This window comes from Rheinheimera texasensis (assembly GCF_964031785.1).
GTDB lineage: Bacteria > Pseudomonadota > Gammaproteobacteria > Enterobacterales > Alteromonadaceae > Pararheinheimera > Pararheinheimera texasensis_A.
Genome location: NZ_CAXIRE010000017.1, coordinates 148367 through 167020 on the forward strand (window position 1 = coordinate 148367; position 18654 = coordinate 167020).

Here is an 18654-nt window from a genome sequence, read left to right on the forward strand (position 1 = left end):
AGATTGCCGTTCCACTGCGTTTTTGGCCGTTTTTCCGCTACAATAGCGCCACTTTCCCACCGCCGGAGCCCCAGATGTCTGTTTCTGCTGAACCGAATTTCCCCACTATCGCCGACTATGTTGGCCAGACGCCGCTGGTGCGGCTGCAGCGCATGGCGGCGCATACGCAAAGCACGGTGTTGCTGAAGCTCGAAGGCAATAACCCGGCCGGTTCAGTGAAAGACAGACCGGCGCTTAATATGCTGAATGCCGCCGAAGCACGTGGTGATATACAGCCCGGCGATACCATTATCGAAGCGACCAGCGGCAATACTGGTATTGCGCTCGCGATGGCGGCAGCTATCAAAGGATACAAAATGGTGTTGATCATGCCGGACAACGCCACCGCCGAGCGTAAAGCCTCAATGCAGGCTTATGGCGCTGAGCTGATTCTGGTCACTAAAGCGCAGGGCATGGAAGGCGCGCGCGACTTAGCATTGCAGATGCAGCGTGATGGCAAAGGCAAAGTGCTGGACCAGTTTAATAACCGCGACAATCCTGCCGCGCATGTTCAGGGCACTGGCCCGGAGATCTGGCAACAAAGCGAGGGGCTTATCACACATTTCGTCTCCAGCATGGGCACTACCGGCACCATCATGGGCGTTTCCACTTATCTGAAACAACAAAACCCAGCCATTCAGATTGTTGGTCTACAACCAGCCGAAGGCAGTTCGATACCGGGCATCAGGCGCTGGCCGGAAGCTTATCTGCCGGGTTTTTATGAAAAAAGCCGGGTTGATTTAGTACTGGATGTCAGCGAAGCCGATGCGGTCGCGACCACGCGGCGCTTAGCACGGGAAGAAGGCATTTGTGCCGGCGTCAGCTCCGGCGGTGCTGTGTTTTCGGCCATCCGGCTGGCCGAACAAAATCCCGGTGCAGTGATTGTCGCCATCGTCTGCGACCGTGGCGATCGTTATTTGTCTTCCGGTTTGTTTGATTATTAGGACACTATGTGACGTTTGAATGGATGGCGCTGGCAGCTGCTTTGTGCTGGGCGGTTGGCAGTTTAATTTCGGCACCGGCTTCAGCGCATTTAGGTGCTTTTGCTTTTACCCGCTGGCGCATGACTTTTGCCAGCTTTTTGCTCTGGTCGGTCGCGCTGTACAGCGGTAGCTGGCAAACCTTGCCGCCGGACCAGCTCTGGTTGCTGGCCGCCTCTGGTTGTATTGGTATTTTAATTGGCGATACCGCGCTTTTTGCCTCAATGAACCGGCTCGGGCCACGCCGCGCCGGCGTGCTGTTTGCCACCCATGCGTTATTTTCCGCGCTGCTGGCTTATCTGTTTTTAGGCGAAACTTTATGGGGCTGGACGCTGGTGGGCTCAGGATTACTGGTCAGCGGCGTGATGTGCGCCATTTTGTTTGGCAAAAGAGCCAGTGAACAACATCACTGGGAAACTTCCAGCCATCAGCTGGGTATTGGTATCGGATTGGGCTTGTTGTCGGCTTTGTGTCAGGCCGTGTCTACCTTAATGCTGAAACCGCTGATGGAAACCGACATCGACGCCATCGCCGCCTCGGCGGTACGGATGACCACAGCGCTGATTTGTCATTTGCTGCTGTTGTGGCTCGGTTTTAAAGTCGCCCGTACATATCTGCCGATGACTAAAAAAGTGCTGGGCATGGTTGCCTTTAATGCGCTGTTATCGATGGTGATTGGCATGACGCTGATTTTACAGGCATTAAAACTTGGCGACGCCAGTCTGGTCGCGATGTTGTCGTCAGTGAGCCCTGTGCTGGTGTTGCCGTTGCTGTGGCTGGTGTACAAACGCCGCCCCGCCGCCGGTGCCTGGTTAGGCGCGGCTTTGACAGTTGGCGGTACAGTGTTGATTTTGCTGCATTGAATACATGGGGCCAGCCCCCATTTTTTTATTCCGCCTGTTCAGTGGACTGCTGCCGGCGCTGCCGCACTTCAGCCAAACCACTTTGGTCAAATCCGCCAAAAGCGGAATGATGGATAGCCCAGTACACCGCGGCGAAAAAAGGCCCGAGGATTAAAGTGCCTAACGCCCAATATCTGGGCTGGACCAGCCAGCAACGACTGCCATCTTGTTGGCCACGCCGCGCTGTCTGAAATACGCCGACAGCAAATACCAGATGTAATATCGCCATCGCCAGCACGAAAAAAAACATCAGTGACGTTGGAAAAGCCTGAAAACCGAGAGAATTCATTAGCATCCTTGTAGTGTAGTTCCGTAAAACGCCACAAGTTAACGCAAACAGGCTGCACATTCAATCTTTGCCTGTGGCAGGCAATCGGTAAAAATCAAATACAAACTCAGGGCGCCGCACCTGTTAACAGCGCTTCTGCCTGCTGTTCAGCCTGTTTCAGCTGGCGCTGTACCACTGGCAACTGATTGCGGTGTAAATCGATTTTCGCCATGATTTCGGACAGGGCCACGGCGTGGTCTGGTGTCAGAATACCGTTGTGGCCACTGATGATGTCGTCGGAAACCGCCAGCACCCAAACCGCCTGCATATTGGCGTCACCACAGCTTTGCACTGTGCGCCGCGCCTGCAGCCGGGCGCGAATTTTCCAGCCGGATTTGGCTAACGTCATCATGCAACCTGGGGTGGCGTCATGCTCGGCCAGCGCTTTAGGAATATTCAATGCGATGGAGCAATCACCGCGCACGCAACGATCAATATCGTGAGTAATGGCCCAGGAATTGCCCATCACCCGCTCACCGTCCCGCAGCCAGCTCCAGGCTTCTTTTAACGCATAATCGCCTTTGGATTGTAAAACTACCATCGCCGGTTTTTGCCGGTCGACACTAAGCAACTCATCCATTGGCCGGTATTCACTGGCGCGCACCGCAGGGTTTAACAGAATAAATAAATTCGGATTGTCTTCGCCGGCTTTAATCGCCTTGCTGATACGATCTTTGCTGCCATGCAGCGCGACAGCACCGCCAAGGCTGTGGCCGAGCACAGTGTAACGCTGCAACTGGCCGGCGCTGACTAAGCCATCCAGCTCGTCCAATAACGCCGAAAAACCGCTTTTACCGATGCGCCGCGCCACTGATTTACGCTGAAAAATAGTCGGGAAATCTAACGCTTCAACCTGACTGCTGGCGTCGGTCGAACCGTCCAGCCACAACGGGTCAAATTTGTCACCGCGCCAGCCAATGTAGAGGCCAATCAGATTACGCTGCGCGTCGGACTGCGCCATTTGCTGGTAAAACTGCTGGAAAGCAATGAAGTTTTCATCATCGGGTTTGGCGCTGTGGTGCCAGCCATGGATAAAAATCAGCAGCTCAGGTTTGGCACTGCTCTGGCTGATGCGGGCTTTGAGGCCAGCCAGCTGCGCTGGATTATGCGGCTGACCTTCGTCATTAAATTCAATAACATGAAAGTTCTGCTGCGCGATGTCAGCGCCGGGTACATGATAAGGCTGATCCGGAACATAACAAAGCGCCAGCGACAGCAATAACACCGCCACAAGCAGCAATTTAGAAATAGCGATACGGAACAGGACTTTTTTCAATTGATAACAACACGCTCTGGCAGGACAAAAACAACTGCGCCACAGCGCAGAAAAAACCAGCAGATTATACGGCAAAAGCTATGTCGGCAGGTAGCACTGCTGCTATTTAACTGACGGCTTTATTTTCTGATAGGCGGAAATAAAATGGCCGCTGTTCGGCGGCCATTCAGTTTCAGTCTGACAACAGCTTCAGGCGCTTAAGAACCAATCACGCCGCCATCGTCTTTGGTGACAATCACGGTCGCCGAGCGTGGGCGGCTGATTTTATCGCCGGCCGGCCAGGTCGAGGTCAGGTTGGTTACAGTCGAGCGGTCGCCCGGATGCTGAATATTGACGAACATCGTCTTCATATCCGGTGTAAAGCTGATACCGGTGACCTCACAGTCAATAGGGCCAACCAGGAAACGTTTGATCTGGCGGGTTTTGCTGTCTGCCACCACCATTTGGTTGTTACCAAAGGGGCCTGAAGCTTGCTGCGAACCGCTCATATCCGTCTGGATCCACAACAAGCCGTTATGATCAAAGGCCAGACCGTCCGGGCTCGCCAGATGGTTGTCAGCGCTCAGTTTCAGGCTTGTTCCCGGCGTTTCAGTGCCGACATCACCGGCCAGCAGGAAGATATCCCAGTCAAAGCTTAAGCTTTGCGACTGCTGACGCTCACGCCAGCGGATGATATGACCAGTGGCGTTGTTGGCGCGTGGGTTGGCTTTATCGACCTGTGCCGCCGTGCGGCCTGTGTTGTTGGTCAGGGTGAAATACACTTCGCCGCTGGTTGGGTGCACCGCGCCCCACTCCGGTCTGTCCATCTTGGTGGCGCCAACCACATCCGCCGCTAAACGGGTGTTGATCAGCACATCAGCCTGGCTGACAAACTCGACGTTTTTCGAAAGGGCCGCTGCGCGGAATTTCTCCGAGTTAAAGTCCAGCACTAACCACTCGCCACTACCGTCGGCATTGAATTTCGCTACATACAAAGTGCCTTCGTTCAGCAGATGACCGCCAGCGGTGGCTTTGTAATAAGGCGCTTTGGAGACATATTTGTAGATATATTCGAAAGTCGAATCGTCACCAGAATAAAACACTACCGGCTGACCTTCTGTCACCGGCGCAAACACCACGCCTTCGTGACCAAAGCGGCCCAGCGCCGTGCGTTTTTGTGGCACGCTGTCCGGGTTAAACGGGTCGATTTCAACAATCCAGCCGAAGGTATTTGGTTCATTGCGATAGTCGCGGTTGGCGTCTGTGGCAATGGTAGAAGCGTTAAAACGCTGATACTGGTCGGCGCCTGAATCAGCCGTTTCCCAGCTGTAACGGCCGTTTTTAGTGCCGACGCCATAACGTTTATGTTCACGCGGCTGCGCTGCATCGGCGTTCATAAAATAACCGGCCCAGTTTTCTTCGGCGGTTAAATAGGTGCCCCATGGTGTGTAGCCGTTACCGCAGTTGTTTAATGTACCGCGGGTGCGGGTGCCATCTGTACTGTATTTAGTAACCATCTTGGCATCGCCACGAGCGGGCCCTGCAATGTCCATCGGCGTCGCACCTGTGATACGGCGGTTCAGCGGGCTGCCCTGTACCAGCTGGAACTGGCCACTGGCGTCTTTTTTGATATGCGCCACAGTCACACCGTGCACGGCCACTTCTTTGCGCACTTCATCGGCCGGACGCGGGGCGCCGGTTGGGCCATTTTGATGCAGCGTTGCCGGTTCACAGTATTCATGGTTAAACACCAACAAACCTTCGTTGCTGTTTTTGCCGTCTGTGCGGGCATCCAGCGGGAAGAAATGCATACCATCATGGTGTGCGCCGACTTGTTGCTCCATCTCAGCGCCGGTATTGAGGCCACCTTCTTTATATGCCGGGTAGCTGCCGGTCAGTGGTGTACCCATTGGCAAAAACGCCCGCGCGCTGTAACCCTGCGGCACAGTGATTTTATCCAGGCGGTTGGTTGGAATGGCGGTGAAGTTCAGCAGCACCGGCGCCGGTTCTGGTTTCACCGCTTCCGGTAACAACAGCGGCGCTTTGGTGTCACTGTTGCAGCCGGCCAGAGTGCCGCCAAATACAGTAGCCACAGCAGCGGCAATGCCACCTTTTAAAAAACCACGACGGGTCGCGACGATGTCGCTGAACGTCGGGTTGTCCGAGAAATTGGTCTGCGGGTCGATGCCGCTATTATCGAAATCTAATTTGTTATTCTGCTTGTTATACATGAGCGCTCCGGCAGTGACAGTTCAAAAAGTTCCGCCGGTATTAGAGCTTTCACAGATGTCATCCAAGTGACGATTCATCGACAGTTTTGCGACATCCCGTCGACATTTGTATGACAAGCGTGAGCATCTGCTGGTCACTTCAGACAAAGGTTGCGTGTGTGGAGGCTGACACAGCACTGCCTGGCTCTGGTATAGTGCGGGCATCCCTGCACGGCAACTGAGGCAAACAGCACCGATGATGGAATGGCAAATTGTACCTTTTGAGCAGTTAGACAGCCTGACGCTGTACCAGATGTTACAACTGCGGGTCGATGTTTTTGTAGTGGAGCAAAACTGCCCTTATCCGGAACTGGATGGCAAAGATACTCAACCTGGCGTGCTGCATATCCTGCTGAAAAAGCACGATAAAATATTGGGTTACAGCAGAGTACTGCCACCGGATGTCAGTTATCCGGGGCATCCGGCGATTGGCCGGGTTTGTGTATCGCAAACCGCGCGCCGGCTTGGCCTTGGTGAATTACTGGTCGCTAAAGCTATCGCTGTTGCCAGCGAGCAGTGGCCGCAGCTGGACCTGTATATTTCCGCCCAATGTTACCTGCAGCGTTTTTACGAAAGTATGGGTTTTGCCGCCGCCAGCGAACCCTACCTGGAAGATGATATTCCGCATCTGAAGATGATCCGGCCGGCGGGTTAACCGCCAGCCGCTCGTCACTACGCCCCGGTTACTGCGCGTACAAATGCTCGGCGCGCTGCAGCAAAATCCAGCTGGTCAGGATGTATTTATCATTCGACACCGGCACACAACCGCGATGGGTATGAGTGAAATAAGCCGGCGCTATCACCATCCGGCCAGCTTTTGGCTGGATCGATTTTTGCTGATAATAAAAATCAGTCTGGCCGCCTTCGGCCACGTCATTGAGATAAAACATAAATAACAACGTGCGGTGCAGTGGTTCGTTCAGCGGTGCCTGCGGATAGACCTCACAGTGCCAATAGTTGTAGTTGCCTTTACCGGCGTCATATTTCTGTGCCTGAATCGGACCCAGCCGGTATAACAACCGCATATAGTCGCCGGCGCGTGCTTCACCGAGTTCAGCATAGTTTTCATGCGTCAGATTAACCGGCTCACCGGTGACCGGATGCTGGATAGTCAAAGCCACAGGCGCAATCAGCGCAAAATGATATTTGCGGAAATACTGCTCGGCATATTGGCCGGTGACTGCGATGATTTGCTGCAACAACGCCTGATACTCAGCATGGTCGTTCAGGTACAAATCGGTGCTGATTTTCTTGCTCGGGTCGACACCGCCACCGGTGCGGCCTGGTGTGCGGTGCGGGCTTTGCTCAAAAGTGTTGATAATAGCCTGACAGAGTTCAGGGCTTAACGCGTCGTCGTAGATCTCAATAAAATCAGTCATTGGAGTCAGTTCAGCTGGCAAGGTCTGCCTGCAAGATAAAGCATCAGACCTGCTGCTGAGAAGCTCTGTGCGCGGAAAATTTGCAACTCATTTACAGCAAACAGCAACGGCGGTATTAAACCGCCGTTGCTGTTACAAAGCGCGATAAACGAATTCAGCCCTGATAAGCCGGGTAATCAGTGTAACCTTTGGCATCCTGGGTGTAGAAGGTGCTTGAGTCCGGCACCGCTAAAGGCCAGTCGTGTAACCAGCGCTCAACCAAATCCGGATTGGCGATAAAGGCCGCCCCGACTGCCACTGCCTGCAGTTGACCATCCTGCACGGCCTGAGTCGCTTCGGCTTTCTGGTAACCCATATTGCCGATTAAATTGCCCTGATAGACCTCACGCGCAGCCGTCACCACATCACCCTGTTGCACGCCAAAAAAATCAGCCCGCATCAGATGTAAATAAGCCAGATTCAGCGGGTTTAAAGCGGCCGCGACGTGGCGGGTTAACGCCAGCGGATCAGAATCGACCATGCTGTTGTAACTGTTGAGTGGCGAAATCCGCACGCCCACCCGGTCTGAGCCCCAAACATCCACCACCGCCTGCACCACTTCGAGCAACAAGCGGCTGCGGTTTTCCAGCGTTCCACCGTAACGGCCACTGCGGGTATTGACGCCATCGCGCAGGAACTGGTCGAGCAGATAACCGTTAGCACCATGCACTTCGACGCCATCAAAACCGGCATCGCGGGCATTAATCGCCGCCTGACGGAACTGAGCAATGATGGCTGGGATTTCGTCGTCGGCGAGCATCCGTGGCGCGGTGTAAGGCAATTTACCTTGCGGGGTGTGGACGGTATCTTCGATGGCCACAGCGCCAGACGATACCGGCGTATTGCCGTTGTTCAGTGCCGGATGACAAGCGCGGCCACCATGCCAAATCTGCAACACAATTTTGCCGCCTTTGGCATGCACCGCATCAGTGACCTGCTTCCAGCCCTGAATCTGTGCGGCCGAATAAATACCCGGTTCACGCCAGAACGCAGAATTGCCCTCAGCCACCATGGTCGCTTCGGCGATGATCAAACCGGCACTGGCGCGCTGAGCATAATAATCCGCCATCATCGGCGTTGGCACGTGGTCGGCATCGGCGCGGGTGCGGGTCAGCGGTGCCATCAGAATACGGTTTTTCAGGGACAAAGCCCCCAGTTGGACTGGACTGAACAAATCACTCATGGTTTTTCCTTGGTTCGGCTGCGCGAAGATAGTGTCGTTGCAGGAAGTTTATTAACTTACTGAACGGTACATAAAGGTGCAAGCGGGATTTTTCAAGTCCGTGACCTGAGACTTTTTTGATCAGTCACGCCAGAGCGCAACATCAGTTGCGTAGCAACGGCAACAATTCAGCCCAGCTCTGACCGCGCTGGTCTTTGTCAGACAGCAGCGGTTGACCGTCGCATGGCCACTGAATTTGTAACTCAGGGTCCTGATAAGTCAGCACAAATTGATCGTCCGGCTGGTAGTAGTCGGTACACTTATAACTGACATCGGCCGGCCCTTCTGCCACATAAAAACCATGGGCAAATCCAGGTGGCACCCACAGCAGTTGCGGTAACTGGCTGTCCAGCCAGATCCCTTCCCAGCGGCCGAAAGTTGGCGAGTTTGGGCGCAAATCAACTAACACATCAAAAATCCGGCCACGGGTCACCTGCAGCAACTTGCCTTGTGGCCGGCGCAACTGAAAATGCAGGCCACGCAGCACACTGGCGTCAGACACGCTGTAATTGTCCTGCACCAGTTGATAAGGCCCGCAATGTGCCTGAAACTGGTCGAGGCGGAAATTTTCCATAAAACTGCCACGCGCATCCTGAAAGACTTTCAGCGTGATGAGTTGAACATTTGCCAAAGCAAGTGGTTGAAATTGCATGAATACTCCTGGACAGCCTCTATGATGTTGCCTGCAGCGCCAGCCATTGCTGAAAAGTCTGTTGTAGCCCTTGTTGCCAGTCTGGCAGCCTCTCGCCAAGCAGCTGCTCCATTGCCGTCACATTCAGCCTTGAATTTAAAGGCCGGCGTGCCGGTGCAGGCCAGACCGACGACGGAATCTCGCTGATGTGCTGACAACAAAGCCCGCTGACGCCCTGTTGTCTGGCTAAATCCAGAATAGCCTTAGCAAACTGATACCAGCTGCAACTGCCACGACTCGCCAGATTCAGCACACCGCTGACAGGCGCCGCCAGCAACCGCAGACTGACAGTCGCCACCAATGCTGCCGGCGTCGGCGCACCTATCTGGTCGGCAACGATCTGCAGTTGCGCTTGTTGCCGCATCAACCGCAGCATAGTACAGAGAAAATTCTGGCCATCCGCTGCATAAACCCAGCTGGTGCGCAGAATCAGCGCGTTTGCATTTGCAGCAAGCACCGCCTGATCGCCAGCCGCCTTGCTGCGGGCATAGACACTTTGCGGCGCCAGAGGCTGCTGCTCGTCCAGCCATTGGCCGCTGTCGTCGCCATAGACATAATCGCTGGAATAATGCAGCAGGCGGATCTGTTGCTGCGTCGCATAGGCCGCCAGTAACGCCGGCAGCTCGGCATTCAGCGTCCAGGCCGGCGCCGGCTCCGATTCTGCCCGGTCCACGGTCGTATAAGCTGCGGCATTAAGAATACCGGCTGGTTGCAAATCACTCAGATAAATTGCCAAGGCTCTGAGGTCACGCAAATCCAGTTCCTGCCGGGACGGCGCGACAACCAGGTAACCAGCAGCCTTTAACAGCGGTAACAACGCACTGCCAATCTGACCACTGCTACCGAGTAACAACCATGGACCGGCGGGGGCCGGCAGCAAATCAGACATAATTCTCTCAGTCAGGTATCAATGCGATGGGCTCAGCGCAAAGTGCTATTGTCAGGTCTGGCCGGGCAAACTGACAAGAGCTGCCTGCGATGCCGATATCAAAAAGCACAGGAAGCGGCAGAAAAGTTTCGCCCGCGACAGCTTCCGGCCCCCTCGCCCGGCGCCGAATTCTGCTATCATAGCCGGCCATGCCTGATGTTCAGCACTCGATTAAGGCGAATTATGATCAACCATTTCCGTGTGTTAGGCGTCAAAGCCAGCGCCAGTGAAGATGAAATTAAAAAAGCCTATAAACGGCTGTCGAATAAATATCACCCGGACAAGCTGCTTGGCCTGTCGGAAGATGAAAAAGCAGCGGCCGCACAGACACTGCACCAGGTCAAACAGTCGTATGATGTGCTGTCTGACCCTAAAGCCAAAGCGGCTTTTATCAAAGATTTTAACAATGTCATTGTCACAGACCCCGCCGCAGCGATGAAAGAGCTGTGGGACCAGTTCTATTGAGGACGTTATGACGAAGAAACTGAATATCCAAAAAATCAATCAGTTAAAAACTGATGCTTATGAGAACATCGATTCTTATAACGACCCGGACACACCCAAAGCGCTGGAACAATTCTGCGGCAAAATCAAAGCGATTTTACAGGCCGACCCGGAAATGCTCGAATCTGTACCGGAATATCTGCCAGTCGCACTCTATGGCCGGGTGAAATTCAGCGAAGAAGCCAAATTAAAATGGGCCAAGTGGGTTCAGACCGCGACGCTGCCAGCCTGGGACGAGTTTAAAGTCACAGTGGCTTTTAATAACGCCGACTTGCCACTGGTAAAAACCGTGCGTGATTATTCCGAAACGCTGCTGATTGAGTCCTGTGCAGTGCTGTATCTGCTGGAGCAACAAGGCAAAGCGCCAGCGCGCAGCCGCAGCAGCAACAGCGAAGATCATGACGACGAACCGTCCTACGACGAAGATGATGACGAAATGCGTGACGAGGCCGATGATGACTACAACGGTCGTGACGATCATGACGAAGACGAAGAAGGTTATGATGATGCCTTTGACGATGTCCGCTTTAAAGGAGAAGGCCGCTGATGAATCAACTGATTGAAATTACTGTGGCCGAGATCAAAGAGCTGGCCATCGTCGAACCAAAGCAGGCCAGCAAAAAATTTGAGCTGATTGCCAATGAAATGTCTGATGAGCAACTGGTCGAAGTCATTGAACAGATTGATATTGTCACGCTGACGCAAATCAACAGCCAACACGATATCTCCTTCCCGTCGATTATTTCCGAGCTGATGACACCGGAAAAAATCCGCGACATCGTCTGTCAGCAGCCTTTGTACTGGGAAGAGAAAATCAAAAACAACGCCGAAGAGTTGAAACAGCATACTTTTGATTTTCTGACCTACCTCATTCGCACGCAGGACACAGAAGAAAAACAAGCCGAGATCCTCGAATGTATCGCCGAAGATCCGGCCGGGCTGTTTTATTTGTCGATTCCGTTTATTGAGTTGTATCGCGGCGAAGTGATTGAAGACGAAGACTTTTATCAGGATATCCTGCATGAAGAAGAGCAGGATCTGGAAGAAGCCGTCAGTTACACCGAACGTCATCTGAACGAAGAAGTACACGGCCTGGGTTTTGACGACCCACGCAGCCTGCTGGCGTTAATCCGCCAGTTAACGCCACAAGTCGAGCAGTCGATTAAAGCACTGGTGCGTAACGAAAATTCTGGCTGGGAAGGCATTATCAGCAAGTTCGCGACTGAACTGGTAATGCAGGCCAAAGAGAAGAACCAGGGCAGCGACGAATACGCTGAAGTAGACGAAATGTTCAGTTTCCTCGATTAAGGACTGCCGGATGCAATTAGTAGTACGTGTGCAGGAACAAGGGCCATTTCTGAGCAAAGTGCTGAATTTTGGCAAAGCACAGCAGTTACTGACTGAAGCCGACATCAACACGCTGAAAAGCAAAGCGGTGCTGATGAGCCTGAAGTTCGCTGACAAGTTTTACAACAAATACAAAATGCATTTGCTGGAACAAGCCGCGCACGATGTGGTCGGCGTCGTCAGCCTCGGCCTTGCCGAATTATCCGGCCATGATTTACAGCGCGCACTGGTGTTGCTGCAGGGCGCGGACGGTGTCATGAAACCGTTCCAGAAAGGCTGGAGCATGTTGGTCACGGTCAGCCCGAAACAGCAAAACCGCAAATCGCTGTACGGTGATGTCGACGAGCAACTGCTCAGCGACATCTCCAGCCCGCCGGACGCCGAAGAATGGCACGGCTGGCAGCTGTATCAGCAAGCTTTGCTCGAATCCAATCGCCGCAATGCCATTCATTTGCTGAAACAACAGTTTTTCCAGCAGCAACAGGTGGACCCTTTTGAGCATTTTAATCTCGAAGGCATGCTGGCCGAAGTGGTGATTTACCGGGTCATTTGTGGTCATGGCAAGGTGAAACAAGACCTGAAACAACGTATTCGCCAGACCGAGATGCAGGAGCGCTGGTTCAACACTGACTATCTGCTGCTGCAAACCGAAGCGGCGCTGGCCGAATTACCGGCCGGTATTGCCGAGGCTATCCGCGCAGACATCGGGCAAAACTTTGCACCTGCTATGTTAAAAACGCTGCAGTTTGCAGTGAAATACCGCGAAAAAGCGCTGGCGCAAGCCTCGCCGGAACAGCTGGATGCCTTTGAACACAAACAAGGCATGCAAAACCCGTTATTGGGCTGGCCGCAATATATTGAGATGTAAACTGCTGCAGCATAGCCCAGAGCCCGGTCTATGGCTGCGCTTTGGGCTTTTCCGCCAGCAACACCCGGTTCCGGCCGGTGGTTTTTGCCAGATACAGCGTTTTATCTGCCGCATCCAATGCCGCCTGGGCTGAACCAAAATCGTTGCTGCCGGCGACGCCGGCGCTGAAAGTAACCGAAAACATCTGCTTCGCTTCGCTAAAAGCAATCTGGCCAAACTGCGTCAAAATCTGCTGCATTACCTGCAAAGCGGCCGCTGGCTCAGTGTCTGGCATCAACACTAAAAACTCTTCGCCGCCATAGCGGCCAATCGCGTCACTTTTACGCAGCCGTTGCTGTAACAGTTGCGACAACGACACTATGACCCTGTCCCCCACCGCATGACCAAAGCGGTCGTTCACCGACTTGAATTCATCGATATCCAGCATGATCAGACTGCAGCTTTGTTGTTTGCGGCCAGCCATCACAAACAGCTGCTGAGCCAGTTCCTGGATATAACCATGATTATGCAGACGGGTCAGACTGTCCTGTTTCATCAGCTGACGCAGCTGCCGCCCACGCCGGACCCTGGCGTTGAGTTGTGCCAGTAACGAGTCGCTGCTGATATTTTTCGGGATCACATCGTCAGAACCCAGCTCAACCAAATCATCTTTAATCAGGGCGCTTTGTTCGGCTGTCATAAACAGAATAGGCACAGCTTCATATTCCGGGATCTGGCGTAACAGCTTTGCCAGCTCTGCACCGTTATAGTCCGGCAGATGGTAATCGAGGATAAATAAATCCGGATTGTAGGCATCCAGCGCTGTGAGTAGATCTGCCGGGTGCATCACGCCACGAAATTCAAATCCGTCCTGTTCGAGCAAAGCCTGATAATAACTTAATACCGGCTGCTGATCGTCGACCATCAGGATACGATAAGGCCTGGCATTTTCCATATCGAGCAAATGGCGAATTTTAGCTACCAGCTCATTGATTTTGGGTGGCTTATTAAAAAACGCCGCCGCTTGATGCCGCACCGCCTGCATCCGTACTTCAAAGTTATTTTCGCTGGTCATAATGACGGCTTTGCTACCGCGCCGGTGCAAACCATTGACGAGTTCAAACACCTGCTGACGGCTGCCGTCCGGCAGATTTAAATCGATAATGGCGATGACCGGTGTCTGAGTCGCCAGATACTGTTCCGCTTCTTTGAAGGTTTTCACCCAATCCACGGCAAAACCGAATTCGGACAAATTGGTTTGCAGCACATAACCATGACTGTCGCTGTCTTCTAACAGCAGCACGCGATCAATCAGCGCAGCTTTTTCTGATGTGGTTGCCGTAGGTACAGAATTGTCGGGGGCGACCTGCGCTGTACTCAGCGCAATAGCCCGCTCCAGTTGTTTCATCGCCTGCTGCAGCTTGACCTGCGCGCTGGCAAAACTGGCGGCGTCACTGACTTCTTGCTGCAAAATCTGCAGTAAATCTGTAGCAGCGTCGGAGATTTGCGGCAGACCAAAGGTGCCACCTGAGCCTTTCATCACATGTAAGCGACTGACCAGCTCATGGTTGCCATAGCTGTTCCAGCGCTCCTGCAGCTTCTGAAAAATATCGACAATCTGGCTAAATTGCTGCGGTAACCGGCTGCGGTATTGCTGCGACAGTTCTGCAATTTTAGCCTTCAATCCTTCTGACATAACACCCTTATCCGGCTGACATTCTGATTGCCGACGCCTGCTCCTGAGCTGCGCCTGACTCTTTATCTGACAAGTCAGTGTGAAAGACTTCGGCGGTAGCGTCAACCAAAGCCACGCCAGCCCAATGATGTCAGTACCGGCGACACCACAATACCGACACCACAGGTGGCAACTTTTTGCCGCCACAGGCTGAAAAACCAGCAAAGCTTTGATACACTCAAAAGGTTTTTCGCCCTTAGCAGGAGACCAGCATGGTCAGCGCAATTTCCGGCAGCTCTCAGGCCATCAGCCAGACGCAACAAAGCACCAGTACCACCGCGACATCAGCCACGCAGGCGACTCAGGCGAAGACCAGCCCCACGGAAAACAGTGGTACCAAAACCACCCGCAGCACAGATGCCGAACGTTACACCGCCGTGCAGCAAAACCTGGCCAACAGCAAAACAGCCATTGGTGCCGCCAGCACCGCCAATAAAGAAATTGATGGTCAGCTCAAGCAAGTACGCGATATCGCCACTAAGCTGGCCGACGAAAAAATTACCGGGAAAGACCGGGAAAAACTGCAGGCCGATTACACCAAAGCCCGCGACAGCATTATCGCCAGCCAGGATAAAGCCACAGTCAAATCCGGTTCCGGCGACAAAGCCAACAAAACCAATTTATTGACTGACAGCAAAAACCAGACGGTTTCGACCAACACCCGTGGGGGTGAACTGGAAGTTGCCAGCAGTAAATCTGCCAAAGCACTGGGGCTGCCGGAAAAAATCGGTTCAGCTGCAGAAGCCAAAGCGCTGCTCAGCGGCGATGATAAAAAAGCCGGTTCACTGGCAAATGCCGAAAAAACCACCCAGGACACCAGTGCCCGGCTGAAAAAAGCCGACGCTGATGTCAGCAAACGTCTGGAAACCGCCAGCCTGGCCGCCAAAGCAGCGCAGCGACTGGAAAGCGCGAAGAGCGGCAACAGCCGGACTTTGTCAGCAGACGAAGAAGAAAAACGCTCTCAGGCGCTGGAACAGGCCAAACAGACCCGTGAGCAAATCAAAACACAATTCAGCGGCCTGTCGCAAAACAGCGGCAATAAAAACGTCAATTCACTGTCAGCGTTATTCAGCTAAACGCCAACAACGCCAGTCAGCCGCAGCGGTCATTGGTCAACCTGCTGCGCTGCCTGACCGGCAATCATTCCTGTCCGGCACAAGTGCATAAGAAGTTTGCAATGAATAAAGCCATACAACTCTATCAACAAACCCGTCAGCTGACGCCCCAGAGCAAGCAACTGGATGCGCAGGTACTGGCACAAATTTGTTTTGCTTTAGAACGGGCGATAGAAAGCCGCGATGCTTATGCGCTGAATCAGGTGTGCGGCGACTGCCGGCTGGTTTGGGTGACCATTCGCGGCCTGATGCTCGATGACAACCACCCTTATCCGCAGGCGTTAAAACAAAGCCTGCTGCAACTGGCCGAAACTGTGCTGAACGAACTGCAACAGGACCCGGCTGAAGCCGATCTGCCACTGGTGTTACAAATCAGCCAAGAGATGGTAGCCGGCCTGACCGCCTGACTTCTGTACTGGCCGACATGCAAACAACTGGACGGCTCACCCTGTTACACCATCGATTTGCCACTTGGCCCAGCCAGCCAGACCCGCTAAATTGAACCCAAACGCTCAGCCGGGGGTCAGAAGTCCCTAATCCCCAAACCACGATGTGGTTGTTTTCTTTGAGGCTTCCTTTAATTGTTACGACGTCAATTTTTCGGCTTATGCAGCGCCATCCCGGCACTTACAGCGGTCACAGGCTGCAGCCAGCCCCTACCGAAAATCCAGTCGATCTCCCCGTTACCCTCTGCCGAAGACTGGCTGACGCTGCAAAATCAGCTGCAGGGCGAACTGCTATTTTCGCAGCACGCTGAATTCCAATGGCGCAGCCGCGCCGCCAACAGCCGTTATGATCATAAAATCCCGGCGCTGATAGCCCGTCCGGTCAACAGCCAGGACGTGCAGCAGCTGGTACGTTTTATCGCGCGTTTTGCGCTGCCTTTTGCCATCCGCGGCGGCGGTCATAGTTATACCGGTTTATCGTCAACCTCCGGCGTGTTGATTGATCTGGGCGCAATGAACCAAATCAGTCTGAGCCAGGATGTCGCCAGCATCGGCGCCGGCGCGACGCTCGGCAATGTCTATGCGGCGCTCGGTCAGTGGCAACGTTCCATTCCGGCTGGCAGCTGTGCCGGTGTCGGTATTGCCGGCTTGGTACAAGGCGGAGGTTTGGGCATTGCTGACCGGCTGTATGGCCTGACCTGCGACGCCTTACTGGAAGCCGAAATCGTCACCGCCGATGGCGAGATCCACCGCTGCAACAGCAGCGAAAATAGCGATTTGTTCTGGGCGGTGCGCGGTGGTGGTGGTGGTCAGTTTGGTATTTTGACGCAGTTGAAAATGCAGACTTTTGCCAGTGCGCCGGTGCGCAACTACATAGGCCGCTATCCTCTGCAAGATGGCGAGCTGGTATTGCAGGAATGGCAACGTTGGGCCGCGCAGTTACCGGATACTGTCTGGACGCAGCTGGCAATTTGGGTCAACGGTAACAGCAAAAAAACGCCGGAAATTCAAATTCGTTGTTGCGGCATTGGTCATCAGGCCGATGTCACTGCCGCCTGGCAACAGCTGGAAAACCGCCTCAGCAGTCTATGGGGCGAAGTGGATATGCAGGACCACCAGTATCTGGAGTTTATGCTGAGCGACTGCAGAGGCCTCGACACTAACCAATGTAAATTACCGACCCAACACGAAGCCGGCCGGTTGAAACGGGTGGCGATGGCCGGCAGTTCCGACATGTTTAACAAAGCGCTGGATCAGGCCGGCTGCCGCACGCTGCTCACTGCACTGCGCCGGCGCGCCAGTCAGGATCAGACCGGCGCTGTGCTGCTGACACTGATGGGTGGTGCTATTGCCGCCAAGCCGCGTGATTTTAATGCTTTTGCTCATCGCCAGGCGCTGTTCAGTGCGCAGTACCTGACGATTCATCCGGAGCACAGCGCTGAAAAGCTGTTGACGCAAAGTGCCGACTGGTGCCATCAGATGCGTTATCAGATGCGACGCTGGAGCAGTGGTGGTGCTTACCTGAACTATACCGACGCACTGATGAAACATCCGGCAAAGGCCTATTACGCCAGCCATTATGCCCGGCTGCAACAGATTAAGCGGCGCTATGACCCACAAAGCTTGTTCCGTCAGCCGCAAGGGATTAAAGTCTGATTTGTGATTTTTTAACACAATTCTGGAGTTTACCTGTGCGAAACAAACTCAATGCCGCTGTACTTTGCCTGCTGCTAAGTGCGTGCAGCAGCACGCCGCCTGTAGCGCAAACTGCAGGCGCTGACAGCAGCAACACAGCCACTAAAAGTGAAGCCAGTCCCGCCGATAGCCAAATTTTTGTGCCGGCCGGCACTTTTCACGGCGAAATCGAAGGCCCGGACACCGACAGCGCCGGCAATCTGTATGCAGTCAACTTTGGTGGGCCCGGCGATGAGCACAAAGGCTCTGTCGGCAAAGTGACGCCGGATGGCAAAGCCAGCCTGCATTTGCGTCTGCCGGCAGGCAGTACCGGCAACGGCATTCAAATCGATGCGCAAGGTGTGATGTGGATTGCCGACTATACCGGCCATCAGATCTGGCGCTATGCCAACGGCCAGTTAACTTCTTTTGTGTTTGAACCACGCATGCACCAGCCGAATGATTTAGCCCTGACCCGCAGCGGCGTTATTTTCGCCAGCGACCCGGACTGGAAAAACAGCAAAGGCCAGCTTTGGCGCATCAGTGCTGACGGCAAAGCCCGGTCGATTGAGCAGACCGGCACCAGCAATGGTGTTGAGGTCAGCCCGGACCAGCGCTGGTTGTATGTCAATGAGAGTGCGCAGCGGAAAATCTGGGCCTATCCACTGAATGACCAGCTGGACGTTGGCGCGAAAAAACTGCTGATTGAATTTGCCGATTTTGGTCTCGACGGCATGCGCTGCGACAACCAGGGCAATCTGTATATCGCCCGGTATGGCAAAGGCACTGTGGTGAAACTAAGCCCGCAAGGCGTTGTATTAAAAGAATTTACTCTGAGCGGCAAGTACCCGACCAACGTGGCGCTGTCGCCGGACGAGCACTGGCTCTATGTCACGATGCAACGTGACGGTAGCATCGAAAAGATTGCGTTGCGCTGATTTGCCACAATAAAT

19 protein-coding genes are annotated in these 18654 nt (G+C 53.8%); 11 read left to right on the forward strand and 8 right to left on the reverse strand.

Features of this window, described 5'->3' with window-relative positions:
• Positions 1–74: 74 nt before the first annotated feature.
• Complete coding sequence (cysM, locus tag ABNT34_RS07140) at positions 75–983, forward strand: cysteine synthase CysM (RefSeq protein WP_348730119.1); 909 nt, start codon at positions 75–77, stop codon at positions 981–983.
• Between the two features lie 8 nt (positions 984–991).
• The gene (locus ABNT34_RS07145; protein ID WP_348730121.1) at positions 992–1882 is read left to right on the forward strand and encodes a DMT family transporter; all 891 of its coding nucleotides are present in this window, start codon (positions 992–994) and stop codon (positions 1880–1882) included.
• A 25-nt stretch (positions 1883–1907) separates the two neighbouring features.
• Here the strand turns inward: ABNT34_RS07145 and ABNT34_RS07150 are convergent, their stop codons facing one another.
• The 3 genes from ABNT34_RS07150 to ABNT34_RS07160 all read right to left on the reverse strand — a co-directional run bounded on the left by ABNT34_RS07150 (position 1908) and on the right by ABNT34_RS07160 (position 5735).
• Positions 1908–2210, reverse strand: coding sequence for a hypothetical protein (locus tag ABNT34_RS07150; RefSeq protein ID WP_348730123.1), 303 nt, complete (start codon positions 2208–2210; stop codon positions 1908–1910).
• 106 nt (positions 2211–2316) lie between these two features.
• A complete protein-coding gene (locus ABNT34_RS07155; RefSeq protein WP_348730125.1) occupies positions 2317–3525 on the reverse strand; it encodes a hydrolase in 1209 nt (402 codons plus the stop codon).
• Positions 3526–3722: 197 nt separating this feature from the next.
• Complete coding sequence (locus tag ABNT34_RS07160; RefSeq protein ID WP_348730127.1) at positions 3723–5735, reverse strand: PhoX family phosphatase; 2013 nt, start codon at positions 5733–5735, stop codon at positions 3723–3725.
• Between the two features lie 238 nt (positions 5736–5973).
• Here ABNT34_RS07160 and ABNT34_RS07165 point away from each other — a divergent pair, with 238 nt between their 5' ends.
• A complete protein-coding gene (locus tag ABNT34_RS07165) occupies positions 5974–6429 on the forward strand; it encodes a GNAT family N-acetyltransferase (RefSeq protein ID WP_348730129.1) in 456 nt (151 codons plus the stop codon).
• A gap of 28 nt (positions 6430–6457) precedes the next feature.
• On the opposite strand, the gene ABNT34_RS07170 is transcribed toward ABNT34_RS07165, so the two are convergent.
• The 4 genes from ABNT34_RS07170 to rfbD form a co-directional block, all read right to left on the reverse strand.
• Positions 6458–7153: a 2OG-Fe(II) oxygenase gene (locus tag ABNT34_RS07170; protein WP_348730131.1), complete on the reverse strand. Its 696-nt coding sequence runs from the start codon at positions 7151–7153 to the stop codon at positions 6458–6460.
• Positions 7154–7307: 154 nt separating this feature from the next.
• Entirely contained in the window at positions 7308–8375 is a 1068-nt protein-coding gene (locus ABNT34_RS07175) for an alkene reductase (RefSeq protein WP_348730132.1), read from the reverse strand.
• A 142-nt stretch (positions 8376–8517) separates the two neighbouring features.
• Entirely contained in the window at positions 8518–9066 is a 549-nt protein-coding gene (gene rfbC / locus ABNT34_RS07180) for a dTDP-4-dehydrorhamnose 3,5-epimerase (RefSeq protein WP_348730134.1), read from the reverse strand.
• A gap of 19 nt (positions 9067–9085) precedes the next feature.
• Positions 9086–9994 carry a dTDP-4-dehydrorhamnose reductase gene (gene rfbD / locus ABNT34_RS07185; protein ID WP_348730136.1) on the reverse strand — a complete coding sequence of 303 codons (909 nt, stop codon included), beginning with the start codon at positions 9992–9994 and terminating at the stop codon, positions 9086–9088.
• A 222-nt stretch (positions 9995–10216) separates the two neighbouring features.
• On the opposite strand from rfbD, the gene ABNT34_RS07190 reads away from it, so the two are divergent.
• Genes ABNT34_RS07190 through ABNT34_RS07205 form a run of 4 tightly spaced genes read left to right on the forward strand, consistent with a single transcriptional unit; the run spans position 10217 to position 12752 of the window.
• Positions 10217–10498, forward strand: coding sequence for a DnaJ domain-containing protein (locus ABNT34_RS07190; protein WP_348730138.1), 282 nt, complete (start codon positions 10217–10219; stop codon positions 10496–10498).
• A 7-nt stretch (positions 10499–10505) separates the two neighbouring features.
• On the forward strand, positions 10506–11084 hold the full coding sequence (locus ABNT34_RS07195) for a hypothetical protein (RefSeq protein WP_348730140.1): 579 nt from the start codon (positions 10506–10508) through the stop codon (positions 11082–11084).
• Positions 11084–11845: a hypothetical protein gene (locus ABNT34_RS07200; RefSeq protein ID WP_348730142.1), complete on the forward strand. Its 762-nt coding sequence runs from the start codon at positions 11084–11086 to the stop codon at positions 11843–11845. The genes ABNT34_RS07195 and ABNT34_RS07200 overlap by 1 nt, the downstream gene beginning before the upstream one ends.
• A gap of 10 nt (positions 11846–11855) precedes the next feature.
• Positions 11856–12752, forward strand: coding sequence for a hypothetical protein (locus ABNT34_RS07205; RefSeq protein WP_348730144.1), 897 nt, complete (start codon positions 11856–11858; stop codon positions 12750–12752).
• A gap of 28 nt (positions 12753–12780) precedes the next feature.
• Here the strand turns inward: ABNT34_RS07205 and ABNT34_RS07210 are convergent, their stop codons facing one another.
• A complete protein-coding gene (locus ABNT34_RS07210) occupies positions 12781–14427 on the reverse strand; it encodes a diguanylate cyclase (RefSeq protein ID WP_348730146.1) in 1647 nt (548 codons plus the stop codon).
• 251 nt (positions 14428–14678) lie between these two features.
• Between ABNT34_RS07210 and ABNT34_RS07215 the strand changes: the two genes are divergently transcribed.
• The 4 genes from ABNT34_RS07215 (at position 14679) to ABNT34_RS07230 (ending at position 18639) form a co-directional block, all read left to right on the forward strand.
• A complete protein-coding gene (locus ABNT34_RS07215; RefSeq protein ID WP_348730148.1) occupies positions 14679–15542 on the forward strand; it encodes a hypothetical protein in 864 nt (287 codons plus the stop codon).
• A gap of 101 nt (positions 15543–15643) precedes the next feature.
• A complete protein-coding gene (locus ABNT34_RS07220) occupies positions 15644–15988 on the forward strand; it encodes a flagellar biosynthesis regulator FlaF (protein ID WP_348730150.1) in 345 nt (114 codons plus the stop codon).
• Between the two features lie 174 nt (positions 15989–16162).
• Positions 16163–17683, forward strand: coding sequence for an FAD-binding oxidoreductase (locus tag ABNT34_RS07225; RefSeq protein ID WP_348730152.1), 1521 nt, complete (start codon positions 16163–16165; stop codon positions 17681–17683).
• 35 nt (positions 17684–17718) lie between these two features.
• Positions 17719–18639 (forward strand): SMP-30/gluconolactonase/LRE family protein, encoded by a 921-nt coding sequence (locus ABNT34_RS07230; RefSeq protein WP_348730153.1) that lies wholly within the window; start codon positions 17719–17721, stop codon positions 18637–18639.
• The last annotated feature ends 15 nt before the right edge of the window (positions 18640–18654 follow it).